Origin of the sequence: Micromonospora sp. KC606, assembly GCF_004348675.1 — a bacterium.
Lineage (GTDB): Bacteria > Actinomycetota > Actinomycetes > Mycobacteriales > Micromonosporaceae > Micromonospora.
In genome coordinates this window covers 1-15,395 of the sequence record NZ_SMKN01000138.1, presented here as the reverse complement: position 1 = coordinate 15,395, position 15,395 = coordinate 1, and the positions used below count along the sequence as shown (strand labels likewise).

Annotated in this window: 14 protein-coding genes and 1 pseudogene; 10 read left to right on the top strand and 5 right to left on the bottom strand. The window is 72.3% G+C overall.

Going from position 1 to position 15,395, the window contains the following annotated elements; all coding sequences use genetic code 11:
• Positions 1-624 (top strand): annotated as a pseudogene (locus E1193_RS33340) (hypothetical protein); the annotation flags it as partial.
• Between the two features lie 830 nt (positions 625-1,454).
• On the opposite strand, the gene E1193_RS22165 reads toward E1193_RS33340, so the two are convergent.
• Positions 1,455-2,768 (bottom strand): MFS transporter, encoded by a 1,314-nt coding sequence (locus E1193_RS22165; protein ID WP_132185112.1) that lies wholly within the window; start codon positions 2,766-2,768, stop codon positions 1,455-1,457.
• Positions 2,769-2,919: 151 nt separating this feature from the next.
• Here E1193_RS22165 and E1193_RS22160 point away from each other — a divergent pair, with 151 nt between their 5' ends.
• A complete protein-coding gene (locus E1193_RS22160; RefSeq protein ID WP_132185110.1) occupies positions 2,920-3,687 on the top strand; it encodes a phosphoglyceromutase in 768 nt (255 codons plus the stop codon).
• Between the two features lie 51 nt (positions 3,688-3,738).
• Here the strand turns inward: E1193_RS22160 and phoU are convergent, their stop codons facing one another.
• Complete coding sequence (gene phoU, locus E1193_RS22155; protein WP_132185109.1) at positions 3,739-4,392, bottom strand: phosphate signaling complex protein PhoU; 654 nt, start codon at positions 4,390-4,392, stop codon at positions 3,739-3,741.
• A gap of 214 nt (positions 4,393-4,606) precedes the next feature.
• On the opposite strand from phoU, the gene E1193_RS22150 reads away from it, so the two are divergent.
• Positions 4,607-5,887 (top strand): ATP-binding protein, encoded by a 1,281-nt coding sequence (locus tag E1193_RS22150; protein ID WP_132185111.1) that lies wholly within the window; start codon positions 4,607-4,609, stop codon positions 5,885-5,887.
• 21 nt (positions 5,888-5,908) lie between these two features.
• The gene (locus tag E1193_RS22145; RefSeq protein ID WP_132185108.1) at positions 5,909-6,592 is read left to right on the top strand and encodes a response regulator transcription factor; all 684 of its coding nucleotides are present in this window, start codon (positions 5,909-5,911) and stop codon (positions 6,590-6,592) included.
• A 4-nt stretch (positions 6,593-6,596) separates the two neighbouring features.
• Here the strand turns inward: E1193_RS22145 and E1193_RS22140 are convergent, their stop codons facing one another.
• A complete protein-coding gene (locus E1193_RS22140) occupies positions 6,597-7,271 on the bottom strand; it encodes a response regulator (protein WP_132185107.1) in 675 nt (224 codons plus the stop codon).
• Positions 7,268-8,932, bottom strand: a complete 1,665-nt coding sequence (locus tag E1193_RS22135) for an ATP-binding protein (RefSeq protein WP_132185106.1) — start codon at positions 8,930-8,932, stop codon at positions 7,268-7,270. Before E1193_RS22135 ends, E1193_RS22140 begins: the two co-directional genes overlap by 4 nt.
• A gap of 99 nt (positions 8,933-9,031) precedes the next feature.
• Between E1193_RS22135 and E1193_RS22130 the strand changes: the two genes are divergently transcribed.
• Genes E1193_RS22130 through E1193_RS22115 form a run of 4 tightly spaced genes read left to right on the top strand, consistent with a single transcriptional unit; the run spans position 9,032 to position 12,640 of the window.
• Positions 9,032-10,042 (top strand): tripartite tricarboxylate transporter substrate binding protein, encoded by a 1,011-nt coding sequence (locus tag E1193_RS22130; RefSeq protein ID WP_132185105.1) that lies wholly within the window; start codon positions 9,032-9,034, stop codon positions 10,040-10,042.
• Entirely contained in the window at positions 10,039-10,749 is a 711-nt protein-coding gene (locus tag E1193_RS22125) for a tripartite tricarboxylate transporter TctB family protein (RefSeq protein ID WP_132185104.1), read from the top strand. Before E1193_RS22130 ends, E1193_RS22125 begins: the two co-directional genes overlap by 4 nt.
• Positions 10,749-12,251, top strand: coding sequence for a tripartite tricarboxylate transporter permease (locus tag E1193_RS22120; protein WP_132185103.1), 1,503 nt, complete (start codon positions 10,749-10,751; stop codon positions 12,249-12,251). The genes E1193_RS22125 and E1193_RS22120 overlap by 1 nt, the downstream gene beginning before the upstream one ends.
• Positions 12,248-12,640 carry a universal stress protein gene (locus E1193_RS22115; protein ID WP_132185102.1) on the top strand — a complete coding sequence of 131 codons (393 nt, stop codon included), beginning with the start codon at positions 12,248-12,250 and terminating at the stop codon, positions 12,638-12,640. Before E1193_RS22120 ends, E1193_RS22115 begins: the two co-directional genes overlap by 4 nt.
• Positions 12,641-12,732: 92 nt before the next feature.
• On the opposite strand, the gene E1193_RS22110 is transcribed toward E1193_RS22115, so the two are convergent.
• Positions 12,733-13,539, bottom strand: a complete 807-nt coding sequence (locus tag E1193_RS22110; protein WP_132185101.1) for a hypothetical protein — start codon at positions 13,537-13,539, stop codon at positions 12,733-12,735.
• A gap of 72 nt (positions 13,540-13,611) precedes the next feature.
• Between E1193_RS22110 and E1193_RS22105 the strand changes: the two genes are divergently transcribed.
• Complete coding sequence (locus E1193_RS22105; protein ID WP_132185100.1) at positions 13,612-14,556, top strand: Ppx/GppA phosphatase family protein; 945 nt, start codon at positions 13,612-13,614, stop codon at positions 14,554-14,556.
• 76 nt (positions 14,557-14,632) lie between these two features.
• Positions 14,633-15,395: sugar phosphate isomerase/epimerase (locus E1193_RS22100; RefSeq protein ID WP_132185099.1), on the top strand; the 763-nt coding region annotated here is incomplete at its 3' end.

Sequence of the window (15,395 nt, the reverse complement as noted above, 5' to 3'; positions counted from 1 at the left end):
GCGTCGGGGCGGGCGAAGGCCGCGCCGGCTCCGGCGCGTAAGGCGGCTCCGGCCCGCAAGAGCGCCCCGGCTGCCCGCAGGGCAACGACCGCGCGCGCTGGGGGCACCGCTGTGTCCCGGGTGAAGGCCGCTGCGCCTTCCCGGGCGAAGGCCGCGCCCGCGAAGCCCGCGCGGGCGGGAGCCGCGTCGACGTCGCGGGCGAAGGCGACGTCCGGGAGATCCGCGTCGGGTGCGGCGGGCCGGGTTGCCACGAAGGCGCGCACCGGCGGCGGCACGTCCCGGTCGGTACGGTCGTCGCAACTGATCGCCGCACCGACGGACCGTCCCGAGCGGCCCGGCCGCAGCCTGGTCACCACCAACCACGAGGTCATCCGGAACTGGGCCCGGGCCCGGGGGGCCCGGCCGGCGACCATCGCCGGCACCGAGCGGGACGGCCGGCCGGGTGTGCTCACCTTCGAGATCCCGGGCTACCGGGAGAGCAGCCGGGTGCGGGTCATCACCTGGGACGACTGGTTCCGGACGTTCGAGGCGCGGAAGCTGAATCTGATCTATCAGGAGCAGTTGCGCGACGGGCGGCAGAGCAACTTCTTCCGTACGGAGTCGCCCGATCGGGAGGATGCCTGAGGTTTACGGGAATGGTATGCGGGAACACCCTGTTGACCACGGCGTGCCGGGCATACCCACGCCGGAGCGGACAACAGTGCTGTGACCGGCGAGACAGTGATCTGGGTTGAAACCGGAATCCGGGCGAACTAACTTTATTGCACCGCGTCACGCTCGGAACCGTTCGGGGGAGCGGTGGATCGATCAGATCCGTGCACCGAGCGAGGCGCCAGTCGGGTGGAGCACACCGTTGGGGGACGGTGCCACCCGGGAACCGGCGGCGCGAGCGGGCGACGCTTACGGGGGTGAGTGTCGCCCGCCGCCGCCGGGCAGGCGGTACGAGCGCCCATCACGACCACGGTCGTGGTGGGCGCTCCGCCGTTGGGCCTCACGCCCGTGCCCGTCCCCGGTGCCCGTGCCTGTTCCCATCTCCGTTTGCGCCATTCCGCGGTGTGCAGTGAGGCGGATAGCGCGGTTTGCGGTAGGCGGAGTCAATCATTGGGCGGAGTCGGCCGCGGGCGGAGTCGATCGCGGGCGGAGTCGGCCGTGGGCGGAGTCGATCACGGGCGGAGTCGGCCGCGGGCGGAGTCGATCACGGGCGGAGTCGGCCGCGGGCGCGCGGAGCCGATTGCGCGATCGGCGGCGGTGCCGGACGTCGACCCGGAGCCGGCCACGGGTCGCGGAGTCGATCGCGGGGGACTCGATCATGGGAATTCGACCGAGGCTGGAGTTCGACCGAGGCTGGAGTTCGACCGAGGCTGGAGTTCGGTCGTCGGGTGGAGTTCGGTCGGTGGGTGGTGTCGGGTACGGATCGACCGGTTGCCCGACGTCATTGGGTGGAGTCCCGTGCCTCAGAGGGTCGGGGCCGGGGTGGTGGCCGCGGCCTCGGCCACCGCGGGGGCCGGCGGCCGGACGGCGGTGACCGGCACCACCGGCTCCGCCGGCGGGCGGAGCCGAGCGGCGCGCCGCTCCCGGGCCGGCCCGGAGACCAGGTGGGCGACCGCCATCAGCCCGCCGATGACCGCACAGCCCAGCCAGAGCATCGCGTTGCCGGCGTGCTCCCGGACCAGCCCGCCGAGCACCGGTGCCGCCGCGCCGGCAACCTGCCAGGAGAGCGAGAGCACGCCCTGATAGCGGCCGCGCAGCTCGTCGGGGGAGAGCTCGGCGATCAGGGTGGCGTTGGAGGGCGAGTTGAGCATCTCGCCGACGGTCCAGATCAGCACGGTCAGCCCGTAGAACCAGGCCGCCTCGGCGAACGCGGTCAGCCCGAAGCCGACGCCCATCACCACCGCGGACAGGGCGAGCACGCGCGAGCGGTTCCGTCCCCGGATCAGCCGGGGCACGAAGAGTTGCCCGACCACGATCAGGACCCCGTTGAGCGCGATCACCGAGCCGTAGGTGGCCGGGCTCAGGCCGGACTCGCCCATCGTGATCGGCAGCATCGAGATGTGCTGGAGGAAGACCAGCGCGCCGAACAGGTTGAGCACCACGAAACCCAGGAAGACACGGTCGGTGAGGATGGTGCGCCACGCCCCGGCGGGAGCGGGGCCGCTCTTGGCTCCGGCCGGGGCGGTGGCCCGGCGGGTCTCCTTCACCCGAGTAAAGATGATCAACGCGGTGACCAGCGTGGTGGCCGCGTCCACCACGAAGAGCAGCAGGTAACCGGCCTGGGCGGCGAGACCGGCGAGGACCGCGGCGCAGGCGAAGCCGAGGTTGATCGCCCAGTAGTTCAGCGAGAACGCCCGCAGCCGGTCGGTCGCCGGAACCACGTCGACCATCATCGCGCCGAACGCCGGCCGGGCTGCCTCGGCGAACATGCCGAGCAGCAGCGCGCCCGCCGCGATCGCCCAGAGCGGGCGGGCCAGGCCGAGCGCGAGCATCATGGTGGCCGCGCCGAGGTGCGCGGTGAGCAGGGTGGGTCGGCGTCCCCAGCGATCGGCCAGGGTGCCGCCGACGGTGGTGCCGACCGCGCCGCCCACGCCCCACAGGCCCAGCACCAGCCCGGCCTGGGTGTCCGAGAAGCCGCGCTCCCGGGTCAGGTAGATGGCGAGGAAGATCAGCACGAACGAGCCGAGCCGGTTGACCAGGGTGCCGGTCCAGAGATACCAGAAGGCCCTCGGCAGCCCACCCGTCGTGTCCCGGAACCAGTCCCGCACCGTCCGCACGTCCGCGCCCCCGCTCAGGTAATGACCGACCAAGTTCAAGCGCCTTACAACCTAGTGCCGGGGCATTTCGCAGGTCATCGGGTTTTCCACGTGGTGGTCGTCACCACCACTGCCCGCGTGTCCTGCAGCGGAGTGCGGCAGGATGACCGGCATGACTGCGAGCGAAGGGCCCACGGTCGGGACGCTGGTCCTGCTGCGGCACGGCGAGAGCGACTGGAACGCGAAGAACCTCTTCACCGGTTGGGTCGACGTCGACCTGACCGCCAAGGGCGAGGCGGAGGCACGCCGCGGTGGTGAGCTGCTGCGCGAGCACGGCCTGCTGCCGGACGTGGTGCACACGAGCGTGCTGCGGCGCGCGATCCGCACCGCCGAGCTGGCGCTGAACGCCGCCGACCGGCACTGGATCGCGGTGCGCCGGTCGTGGCGGCTCAACGAGCGGCACTACGGCGCACTGCAGGGCAAGAACAAGAAGCAGACCCTGGACGAGTACGGCGAGGAGCAGTTCATGCTCTGGCGCCGCTCGTACGACACGCCGCCGCCGGCGATCGCCGACGACGCCGAGTGGTCACAGGCCGGCGACCCGCGCTACGCACTGCTGCCCAGCGAGCTGATGCCGCGCACCGAGTGCCTCAAGGACGTCGTGGAGCGGATGCTGCCGTACTGGTACGACTCGATCGTGCCGGACATCCTGGCCGGCCGCACCGTGCTGGTCGCCGCGCACGGCAACTCGCTGCGCGCGCTGGTCAAACACCTCGACCAGATCAGCGACGAGGCGATCGCCAAGCTGAACATCCCCACCGGCATCCCGCTGCGCTACGACCTCGCCCCGGATCTGCGTCCGCAGGTTCTCGGCGGGACGTACCTCGACCCGGAGGCCGCCAGGGAGGCCGCAGCCGCGGTCGCCAACCAGGGTCGCTGACGCGAACGGCGAAGGCCCCCGGGACGCCGGGGGCCTTCGCCGTGCCCGGGGTCAGTTGGGTGCGGCCGCCGCCTCCCCGGTGATCAGGTACACCACGTGCTCGCCGGCGTTCACCGCGTGGTCGGCGAAGCGCTCGTAGAAGCGGCCGAGCAGGGTCGCGTCGATCGCCGTCTCCACCCCGTACGGCCAGTCCTCGCCGAGCAGGACGCCGAAGAGGCTCTTGTGCAGGTCGTCCATGGCGTCGTCGTCGCTGTCCAGTTCGGCGGCGAGGTCGGCGTCGGGGCTGGCCAGCACCTTGGCGATCTTTTCGGCCATTCGGTCGGCGATGGCGGCCATGTCGTTGAAGACCGGCCGCAGCTCGGCCGGCACGGCCGGCGAAGGGTGTCGGCGCAGCGCCGTCTTCGCGACGTGGTCGGCGAGGTCACCCATCCGCTCGAGGTCGGCGGCGACGTGCAGCGCGGTGATCATGGCGCGCAGGTCGGAGGCGACCGGAGCCTGACGGGCCAGCAGGTCGCAGACCCGCTCCTCGACCTGCCGGTAGAGGCCGTCGATCTCGGCGTCCCGCGCGATGACGGCCTCCGACGCCTCGCGGTCGGCCTTGAGCAGGCCGCGGGTGGCCCGGTGCATGGCGGCGCGCACCCCCTCTGCCATGTCCACCAGCAGTTGGCTGACAATCTGCAGGTCGGCCCGGAACTCGTCGCGCATCGTCACTTCCTGGGGTTTCGGTGGCCGCCGGAGTTCCGGCGGGTGTCGTCAGCGGTGCGCGGCCCACGGTAGGCCGGGGGGGCGGATCCGAGGTGAACTGTGGTGAACGACGCGGGACTCACGAGTGAACTTCTGCGGAAGTGAGAGTAGTTCGTCCTGATCTGGGCGTTCCTTAGGTTAACAATGACTCTACGATCGCCAGGTGGAATGGGCGGTGGCCGCCGCGGTGGCCGTGGCGTTGGCGACCGGACTGGTCGCCGGGCTCGTGCTGTCCGGGCACCTGGGGTCGTGGCGGCGCCGACCGGCGTCGCCGGGGAGCGCTGGCTCCCGGTGGAGCATGGGGAGGCCCGGGATTCCTGACGACCAGCAGGGCGGGCTGTCCGGGCTCGGCCGCAAGACGATCGACTCACTACGCGCCGGCGTGGTGGTGCTCGACCCGGACGACGTGCCTGTCCTGGTCAACCCGGCCGCCCGGGCGATGGGGCTGCTGCGCACCGGCGCCACGCCCGGCTCCATCGCCGCCCACCCTCTGATCCGTACCCTCGCCGGGCAGGTGCGCCGCACCGGGGTGCGGCGCGAAATCGAACTGGACCTGCCGCGCGGCCGCGACAACGCCGGCGACAACCCGCTCGGCGTGCACCTGCGGGCGATGGGGCTCGGCGCCGGCTACATCTCCGTCGAGGCCGCCGACGTCACCGAGTCGCACCGGCTCGCCCGGGTACGCCGCGACTTCGTGGCCAACGTCAGCCACGAGCTGAAAACCCCGATCGGCGCGCTGCAACTGCTCGCCGAGGCGCTGCTGGACGCCACCGAACCGGCCTCGGCCAGCGCCCCCGACCTCTCCGAGGATCTCGTCGCCGCCCGCCGATTCGCCGAGCGGATCCAGCACGAGTCCACCCGGCTGGGCCGGCTGGTGCAGGAGCTGCTGGAACTCACCCGGCTCCAGGGCGCCGAGCCGCAGCCCGCGCCCGAGCCGGTCGCCGTGGACTGGGTGCTCGCCGAGGTGATCGACCGGACCCGGACCGCCGCCTCCGCCCGCAACATCCAGGTGGTCGTCGAGGGGGAGAAGGGGCTCACCGTCTACGGCAGTGACACCCAGCTCGCCACCGCCGTGGCCAACCTCGTGGAGAACGCGGTCAACTACTCCGGGGACGGCACCACCGTCCGGGTCGCCATCCGGACCGACGACGAGCACGTCCAGATCGCCGTCGCCGACCAGGGCATCGGCATCGCCCCGACCGACGTCGACCGGATCTTCGAACGGTTCTACCGGGCCGACCAGGCCCGCTCTCGGGCCACCGGGGGCACCGGGCTCGGCCTGGCCATCGTCAAGCACATCGCCAGCAACCACGGCGGCCGGGTGGAGGTGTCGAGCACCCTTGGCGGGGGGTCGACGTTCACCCTCCGGCTACCCGCGGGACCCCCGGACGACCTGGAGCCGATACTGCCGTCGGCTGGGATCGAGGCCGGCCCGGCCGAGCTCCGGCAGGTCTGACCAAGGAAAGGAAGCACCCCGTTGAGCCGCGTACTGGTGGTCGAGGACGAGGAGTCGTTCTCCGACGCCCTGTCGTACATGCTTCGCAAGGAGGGCTTCGAGGTGTCCGTCGCCGCGACCGGCCCCTCCGCCCTCACCGAGTTCGACCGGACCGGCGCGGACATCGTCCTGCTCGACCTGATGCTCCCCGAGATGTCCGGCACCGAGGTCTGCCGGCAGCTGCGGCAGCGCTCACACGTGCCGATCATCATGGTCACCGCGCGGGACAGCGAGATCGACAAGGTGGTCGGCCTGGAGATCGGGGCCGACGACTACGTCACCAAGCCGTACTCGCCCCGGGAGTTGGTCGCCCGGATCCGTGCCGTGCTGCGGCGGCAGAGCACCGAGGTGGCCGAGACGGGCACGCCGACGCTGGCCGCCGGCCCGGTCCGGATGGACATCGAGCGGCACGTGGTGACCGTCGACGGCGCGCCCGTCCAGCTCCCGCTCAAGGAGTTCGAGCTGCTGGAGCTGCTGCTGCGCAACGCCGGCCGGGTGCTCACCCGGGGTCAGCTCATCGACCGGGTTTGGGGCGCCGACTACGTCGGCGACACCAAGACCCTGGACGTGCACGTCAAGCGGCTGCGCTCCAAGCTCGAACCGGAGCCGTCCGCGCCCCGGTACATCGTCACCGTGCGGGGCCTCGGCTACAAGTTCGAGCCGTAGGCCGTCAGCCCACCCAGCCGTAGCGGCGCTCCGGACGGCCGGCCGAGCCGTACCGCAGGGTTACCTCCGCCCGGCCGGTGTCCGCGAAGTGCTCCAGGTAGCGGCGGGCGCTGACCCGGGAGATACCGACCGCCCCGGCGCACTCGGCCGCCGAGAGGGTGCCGGAGTGGTCCCGCAGCGCCCGCTCCACCAGCTCGGCGGTCTCCGCGCTGAGGCCCCGGGGCAGCGCCGAGGTGGCGAACTGCGTGCCGCTGCGCGACAACACCCGGTCGACGTCGGCCTGGTCGGCCACCACCGTCGCGCGCAGCGCGTTGCGTCGGGCCGCGTACTGCTCCAGCCGGGTCCGCAGCTCGTCGAAGCCGAACGGCTTGAGCAGGTAGTTGACCGCGCCGTAGCGGACCGCCCGGCGCACCGCCTCGGCCTCCCGGGCCGCGCTGATCACCAGCACGTCGCAGTCGTGCCTGGCGGCCCGCAGCCGGGTCACCACGTCCAGCCCGAACATGTCGGGCAAATAGAGGTCGAGCAGCACCAGGTCGGGGCGGAGTTCGCCGACGGCGGCCACCGCCTCCTCGCCGGTGCTCGCCGTGCCCACCACCCGGAAACCGGCGACGCGTTCCACGAAACCGCGATGGATCCGGGCGACCATGAAATCGTCGTCCACGACCAGCACGTCGATCACCGGGCCGCCTCCATCGTGCCGGTCACCGACATCCGGGCCGTGAACATCGCTCCCTCCTCGGTGTTCGCCACCGCCACCTCGCCGCCCCGACGGTGACAGACCAGGCGGGTGAGCGCCAGGCCGATGCCCCGCTCACCGCCCTGGGCGGCCTTCGTGGTGAAGCCGTGGGTAAAGACCTCCTGGGCCAGCTCGGGGGCGACCCCGGGCCCGGAGTCCCGGACCACGATCTCCACCGAGGAGGCGTCCCGGCGCAGCTCCACCTCGACCCAGGCGGGTGGCTCGCCGTCCACCGGCTCGCCCCGGCCCAGCGGATCACCTCCGGCGACCGCCTCGACGGCGTTGTCCACCAGGTTGCCCAGCACCGTCGCCACGTCTGCGGCGATGGCCGGTTCCAGCCGCTCCAGGCCGGTCCGCTCGGATATCCGCAGCTCCACCCGGCGCTCGGCGGCCGCCGCGGACTTCGCCATCAGCAGCGCGGCCACCGCCGTGTCGTGGATCCGGCTGGTCACCGTCAGGTCGAGCGAGGCCCGGTGCCGGCTCAGCGCGTCGACGTAGCGGACCACCTCGTCGTACTCGCCGATCTGGATCAGCCCGGAGATGGTGTGCAGCTGGTTGGCGAACTCGTGGGTCTGCGCGCGGAGCAACTCGGCGGTGCTGCGGAACGAGCCGATCTCCTGCTCCAGCCGGGCCAACTCGGTGCGGTCCCGCAAGGTGGTCACCGAGCCGAGCCGCCGGCCGTCCTTGCTGACCGTCATCCGGTTCATCACCAGCACCCGGCCGCGCCGGACCACCACCTCGTCCCGAGCGTCCGGTTCGCTGCCGGTGCTGGCCAGCACGTCCCGCAGCCGGCCGCCGATGCGCAGGTCGGCGAGGCTACGCCCGAGGCAGTCCTCCGGCAGGTCCAACAGTCGCCGGCCGACCGAGTTCACCAGCGTGACCCGCAGCTGGGGGTCGAGCGCGATCACCCCCTCGGCGATGCCGTGCAGCAGCGCCTCCCGGTGCTCGGCCAGGCCGGCGATCTCGCGCGGCTCCAGCCCGAGCGTCTGCCGTTTGATCCGCCGGGCCAGCAGCCAGGAGCCGACCACCCCCAGCACGCTGGCGATACCGAGATAGGTGAACAGGTACGAGGAGGCACCGACCAGCCGCGCCGACCAGCTCGGCGCGGCCTCGCCGATGGTCACCACGCCCAGGTGCCGGCCCACGTTCTTCTTCTTCTCATCGGCGCCGAGCACCGGCACCTGGGCCACCAACTCCCGCGAGCCGCCGAGCTCCAGCTCGCCGGACCAGGCGCGGCCCTGCGCCACCCGGGGGTCGCCGAGCACCAGCGGGCTGCCCACCAGCGTCGGGTCGGTGGAGGCGACCACCCGGCCCCGGGCGTCCGCCACCGTCACCGAGGTCACCCCGGACTGGTCGAGGGTGCTCTGCACCAGCGGAGCGACCAGCTCCGCCGGGGCCGGCTGGTTGAGCTGGTCGCGCAGCAGCGGGCTGCCGGCGAGCTGCTCGCCGAGGGCGGCCACCCGTCGGCCCTCCACCCGGTTGAAGGTGGCCGCGGACTGGGCCAGCGACACGGCGGCCACCGCCACCAGCACGACGACCACGATCGCGAGCTGGAGAACGAGCAACTGCCCGGCCAGCGTGCGGCGGGGCGTGATCGTGACCACAAAGACCTCAATGTTCGCTGGTGACAGAAGGCAGACGCGGCGTCCGCCCGGGGGCCATCATCTTGCCGCCGGACTCCTTCGAAACGGAAGAGAAACAAGATGGCAACTCGGATAAAACTGCTGGCCATCGGTGCCGCTGCCGCCACGGCGGTGGCCCTGGCCGGGTGCGGGGCCACCGCCGACAAGAACGAGGGCTCGTCCGGCGGTGGGAACGGCAAGCCGGTCTCCGGACTGCGGATCATGGTGCCGAACACCCCCGGTGGCGGCTACGACACCACCGCCCGCACCGCGGCCAAGGTGATGGAGGACGCCAAGATCGCCACCGGCGTCCAGGTGTTCAACCTGCCCGGCGCGGGCGGCACCGTGGGCCTGCAACGGACGGTCAACGAGAAGGGCAACGGCAGGCTCGCCATGCAGATGGGGCTGGGCGTCGTCGGGGCCTCGTACACCTCCAAGTCGGCGGCCACGCTCACCCAGACCACCCCGCTGGCGAAGCTGATCGAGGAGGCCGGCGCCATCGTGGTGCCGAAGGACTCCCCGTACCGGACGGTTGCCGACCTGATCGCGGCCTGGAAGGCGGACCCGAAGAAGATCGCAGTCGGTGGCGGCTCCTCACCCGGCGGTCCCGACCACCTGCTGCCCATGCAGCTCGCCAAGACCGTCGGCATCGACCCCCGCCAGGTCAACTACGTCACCTACGACGGCGGCGGCGAGTTGCTGCCGGCCGTGCTCGGCGGCAAGGTTGCCTTCGGCGCCAGCGGCTTCGGCGAGTTCCTCGACCAGGTCCAGGCCGGTCAGATCCGGGTCCTCGCGGTGACCAGCGAGGAGCCGGTCGAGGCGCTCAAGGACGTACCGACGCTCAAGTCGTCCGGCATCGACCTGGTCTTCACCAACTGGCGGGGCATCGTCGCGCCGCCCGGGATCAGCGACGCCGACAAGCAGGTCTGGATCGACGCGCTGACCAGGATGCACGAGTCGGACGAGTGGAAGGCCGAACTGACCAAGCGCGGCTGGACCGATGCCTTCGTCACCGGCGACGAGTTCGCCACCTTCCTCACCGAGCAGGACAAGTCCGTCGCCGACCTGCTCAAGCAGCTCGGACTGGCATGACCGGCAGGACGACCCGACCGGACCGGGGCGGCGGCCTGCCGCCCCGGTCGGCGGAACCGACCGTGCCGGACCAGGCGGCGGCGCGCCGGGGGCAGGCGGATCAACCCCCCTCCCCGCCGACCCCGGCCGCGGAGCCGCCGGCCGCCGACCCGGCGGGGCCCGCCGCCGGGTCGGCGGGGCCCGCCGCCGAGGACGCCGCCATCGACCGGACCGGGTCGGCCCCGGGCGGTGACCGAGCGCAGTACGCCGTCTGCGCGTTCCTCGCCCTGGTCGGCGCTCTGGTGATCATCGACGCGACCCGGATCGGGTCGGCGCTCGGCAGCGCCGACCCGATCGGTCCGAAACCGGTGCCGATCCTGCTCGGCGTGCTGCTGCTGATCGTCGCGGCGGTGTACGCCGTGGACGTGGCCCGAGGCGGCTCGGGCGAGCCGGAGGCCGGCGAGGACGTCGACCTGACCACCCCCGTCGACTGGCGGACGGTGCTGCTGTTGATCGGGGCGTTCCTGGTCAACGCGGTGCTGATCGACCGGCTCGGTTGGGTGATCAGCGGGACGCTGCTCTTCTGGGGCACGGCGTTCGCCCTCGGTAACCGGCACTACGTGCGCAACCTGTTGATCGCCGTCGCGCTGGCGCTGATCACCTTCTACACGTTCGCCATCGGGCTCGGCGTCAACCTGCCCGCCGGTGTGCTGCAAGGGATCCTCTGATGGACAACCTCGCCAACCTGCTCGACGGGTTCGCCAACGTGGTGACCCCGACGAACCTGCTGATCGCGCTGCTCGGCGTCACCATCGGCACCGCCGTCGGCGTGCTGCCCGGCATCGGGCCGGCGATGACCGTGGCGCTGCTGCTGCCGGTCACCTACGGCATGGAGCCCACCCAGGCGTTCATCATGTTCGCCGGCATCTTCTACGGCGGCATGTACGGCGGCTCGACCACGTCGATCCTGCTCAACACCCCCGGTGAGTCGTCGTCGGTGGTGACCGCCATCGAGGGCAACAAGATGGCCAAGGCCGGCCGGGCCGCGCAGGCCCTGGCCACCGCCGCGATCGGCTCGTTCGTCGCCGGCACCATCGCCACCCTGCTGCTGGTGGTGGTCACCCCGCCGGTGGTGTCGTTCGCGATCAGCCTCGGCGCGCCGGACTACTTCGCGCTGATGCTGCTGGCGTTCGTGGCGGTCACCGCAGTGCTCGGCGCGTCCCGGGTGCGCGGTTTCGCCTCGCTGCTGCTCGGCCTGGTCATCGGTGTGGTCGGCATCGACCAGACCGGCCAGCAGCGGCTCACCCTGGGGATTCCACAGCTCGCCGACGGCATCGACGTGGTCGTCGTGGCGGTGGGCATCTTCGCCGTCGGCGAGGCGCTCTGGATCGCGGCCCACCTGCGGCGGCGGGCCGCCGAGGTGATCCCGGTGGGCCAGCCGTGGATGGGCCGGCAGGACTGGCAACGGTCCTGGAAGCCGTGGCTGCGCGGCACCGCCTTCGGCTTCCCGTTCGGCGCGGTGCCGGCGGGCGGGGCGGAGATCCCCACCTTCCTGTCGTACGTCACCGAGAAGAAGCTGACCAAGCACCCGGAGGAGTTCGGCCGGGGCGCGATCGAGGGCGTCGCCGGCCCGGAGGCCGCCAACAACGCCTCCGCCGCCGGCACGCTGGTGCCGCTGCTGGCGATCGGCCTGCCCACCAACGCCACCGCCGCGGTGATGCTGGCCGCCTTCCAGCAGTACGGCATCCAACCCGGACCGCTGCTCTTCGAGCGGGAGTCCGGCCTGGTCTGGACGCTGATCGCCAGCCTCTTCGTCGGCAACCTGCTGCTGCTGGTGCTGAACCTGCCGCTCGCCCCCGCCTGGGCGAAACTGCTGCGGATCCCGCGCCCTTACCTGTACGCCGGGATCATCTTCTTCGCCTCGATGGGCGCGTACGCGGTCAACGCCTCGCCGTTCGACCTGTTCCTGCTGCTCACCATCGGCCTGCTCGGCTTCGGTATGCGCCGCTTCGGGCTGCCGATCCTGCCGCTGATCGTCGGGGTGATCCTCGGCCCGCGCGCCGAGTTGCAGGGTCGGCGGGCGTTGCAGCTCTCCGGCGGTGAGCTGCACGGGCTGATCGGCGGCTGGGTCTCCTGGTCGATCTACGCCATCGTCGCGGTTGTGCTGCTCTGGCCGCTGGTCGGACGGTTCGTGGTCCGTCCGCTACGGGGAAGGTTGGTGACGGGATGACCGTGCTGGTGGGGTACGTGCCCTCGCCGCTGGGCGAGGCGGCGCTGCGGGCCGCCGTGGAACAGGCCCGGTTCCGCGACGAGCCGGTGCTGGTGGTGAACACCTCGCGCGGCGACGCGTACGTCGACCCGCGGTTCGCCCAGGAGGCGGACCTGGAGCGGGTGGTGCGGGAGCTGACCGCCGCCGGGGTGCCGCACAGCGTCCGGCAGCTGGTCCGGGGCCGGGACACGGCGGAGGAGATCGTCGACATCGTCGAGGCGGAGGACATCTCGCTGGTGGTCATCGGGGTCCGGCACCGCAGCGCGGTGGGCAAACTCATCATGGGGTCGGCGGCGCAGGAGGTCCTGCTCCGGGTGCGCTGCCCGGTGCTCGCGGTGAAGGCCGGCTGAGTGCCGCCCGGGGACGGTGGCGTCTCCGGGCGCGCCCAGGCCGCTCGACCACGCCGGGGTGGTGCTGCCGCTCGGGCGAGCGACGGTCCGGTTCAGCCGGTGGCCGGGTGCGGGGCGACCTGGCCCTGGCGGAGTCGGGCCGCGCACAGTTCGGCGAGTTTCGCGTACGCGGGCGCGCCGATCAGCGCGGTCAGCTCCGGGCCGTACGAGACGTACATCGGCTCGGCGCCGACGTGCGCGTCGGACGACGACGTGCACCACCAGTCCAGGTCGTGCCCGCCCGCGCCCCAGCCCCGCCGGTCGAACTCGGACAGGCTGGAGACCAGCACCCTGGTGTTGTCCGGTCGTTGGTGCCACTCCTGGTCGCGGCGGATCGGCAGCTGCCAGCAGACGTCCGGCTTGTACTCCAGCGGGTGCACCCCGTCACGCAGTGCCTGGGCGTGCAGCGCGCAGCCGCCCCCGGCCGGGAAGTCGGCGTCGTTGAGGAAGACGCACGGCGCGTCGGCGGCCCGGGTGGCGGTGCGCCGGGCCGGGCTCTTGCCGTCGATCGTGTCGGCCTCCGTCCAGTTCCTGAAGCCCCTGCGGTAGTGCTGCCAGGTGGCCGGGGTGAGCCGCTTGACCGCGGCGCGGACCCGCTTCTCGTCGTCGGCGTCGGTGAAGAACGCGCCGTGCGAGCAGCAGCCGTCGGCGGCCCGGCCGGCGACGATGCCGTGACAGCCCTTGCCGAACACGCACGTCCAGCGGGACAGCAGCCAGGTCAGGTCGGCGCGGACCAGGTGCTTCGGGTCGGCCGGGTCGAGGAACTCGATCCACTCGCGCGGAAAGTCCAGCCCCACCTCGCGGCTGCGCGGGTCGTCGGGGTCGTCCACCAGCGCCCGCGGTTTCACCTGGCTCGTCACCCGGACCAGCGTACGCCCGGTGCCGCCGGCTGGCCGGCGAGCAGCCGAAACGTGGTGGCCTAAGGTCGAGGCATGCGACTGGGTGTCCTTGACGTCGGTTCGAACACGGTGCATTTGCTGGTGGTCGACGCCCATCAGGGGGCGCACCCCTGGCCGGCGCACTCGGAGAAGGTGGTGCTCCGGCTGGCCGAGCAGATCGGCCCGGACGGCGCGTTGACCGAGGAGGGCGCCGAAAGTCTGGTCCAGGCGGTCGGCATGGCCCGCTCGGCGGCCACCGGGCTGGTCGTCGACGACCTGCTGGCCTTCGCGACCAGCGCGGTCCGCGACGCCACCAACGCCGCCGAGGTGCTCACCCGGGTCCGGGACGCCACCGGCGTACGCCTGGAGGTGCTCTCCGGCGCGGACGAGGCGCGGATGACCTTCCTCGCGGTGCGGCGGTGGTTCGGTTGGTCGGCGGGGCGGTTGCTGGCGATGGACATCGGGGGCGGCTCGCTGGAACTGGCCGCCGGCATCGACGAGAACCCGGACGTGGCGATCTCGCTGCCGCTGGGCGCCGGGCGGCTGAGCCGGGAGCGGCTGCGGGAAGACCCTTCCGGTCTCGTCCCGCCGTCGGCGGAGACCGTCGAGGAGCTGCGGGAGTACGTCGACGAACTGCTCGATCCGGTGGTGGACAAGCTGACCGCGGTGGGGTGGGAGCGGCCGGTAGCCACCTCCAAGACGTTCCGGACGCTGGCCCGGCTGGCCGGCGCGGCGCCGTCGAGCGCGGGACTCTGGGCTCCCCGCAGCCTCACCCGGAGAGGACTCCGCCAGGTGCTCGGCTTCATCCGGCACATCCCATCCGGCACGTTGCCGGAGTTGGAGGGGGTGAGCGCGCAGCGGGCGCACCAGCTGCTCGCCGGGGCGGTGGTGGCCGAGGCGGTGATGCGCCGTCTCGACGTGCCGTCGCTGGACATCTGTCCGTGGGCGCTGCGGGAGGGGGTCATCCTCAGCCGGCTGGACCAGCTGGCGCCGATGTGACGTCGCTCGGCCGTTCTGGGCGGTTTGCGGACACTCGTCCCGAGCGTGCGGGCCGGCCCCGGTTACCCTCGGGAGTGTGACTTCCCGCGTCCCCGTTCTTCTGTCCAGTTCCTCGGTCTTCCCTGAACGGACCGCGGCGGCCTTTCAGCTGGCCGCGGCGCTCGGCTACGACGGCGTCGAGGTGATGGTCTGGACCGACGCCGTCAGCCAGGACGCCGGCGCGCTGCGCGGCCTCGCCGAGCACTACGGTGTGCCGGTCCTCTCGGTACACGCGCCCTGCCTGCTGGTCACCCAGCGGGTGTGGAGCCCCGACCCGTGGGAGCGGCTGCGCAGGTCGGCGGAGCTGGCCTCGACCCTGGGGGCGCCCACCGTGGTGGTGCACCCGCCGTTCACCTGGCAGCGCGACTACGCGCGCAACTTCGGCGACGGCCTGGCCACGATCGCCCGGGAGTATCCCGACCTGCGTTTCCCGGTGGAGAACATGTACCCGGTGCGGATGGCCGGCCGGCAGTTCGTCCCGTACGTCCCGGGCTGGGATCCGACCGACACCGGGTACGCCGCCTACACCCTGGACCTGTCGCACTGCGCGGCCTCGCACACCGACGCCCTGGCGATGGCCGACCGGATGGGCGCGGGTCTGGCGCACGTGCACCTCGGCGACGGCACCGGGGAGGGGCGCGACGAGCACCTGGTGCCGGGCCGGGGCGGCCAGCCCTGCGCCGAGCTGCTGCGCTCGCTCGCCGGCCGTGGTTTCACCGGCTCGGTGGCCGTCGAGGTCACCACGCGGGGCGCGAAGAGCCGCGAAATCCGTGAGGCGGATCTGCGCGAGGCCCTGGAGT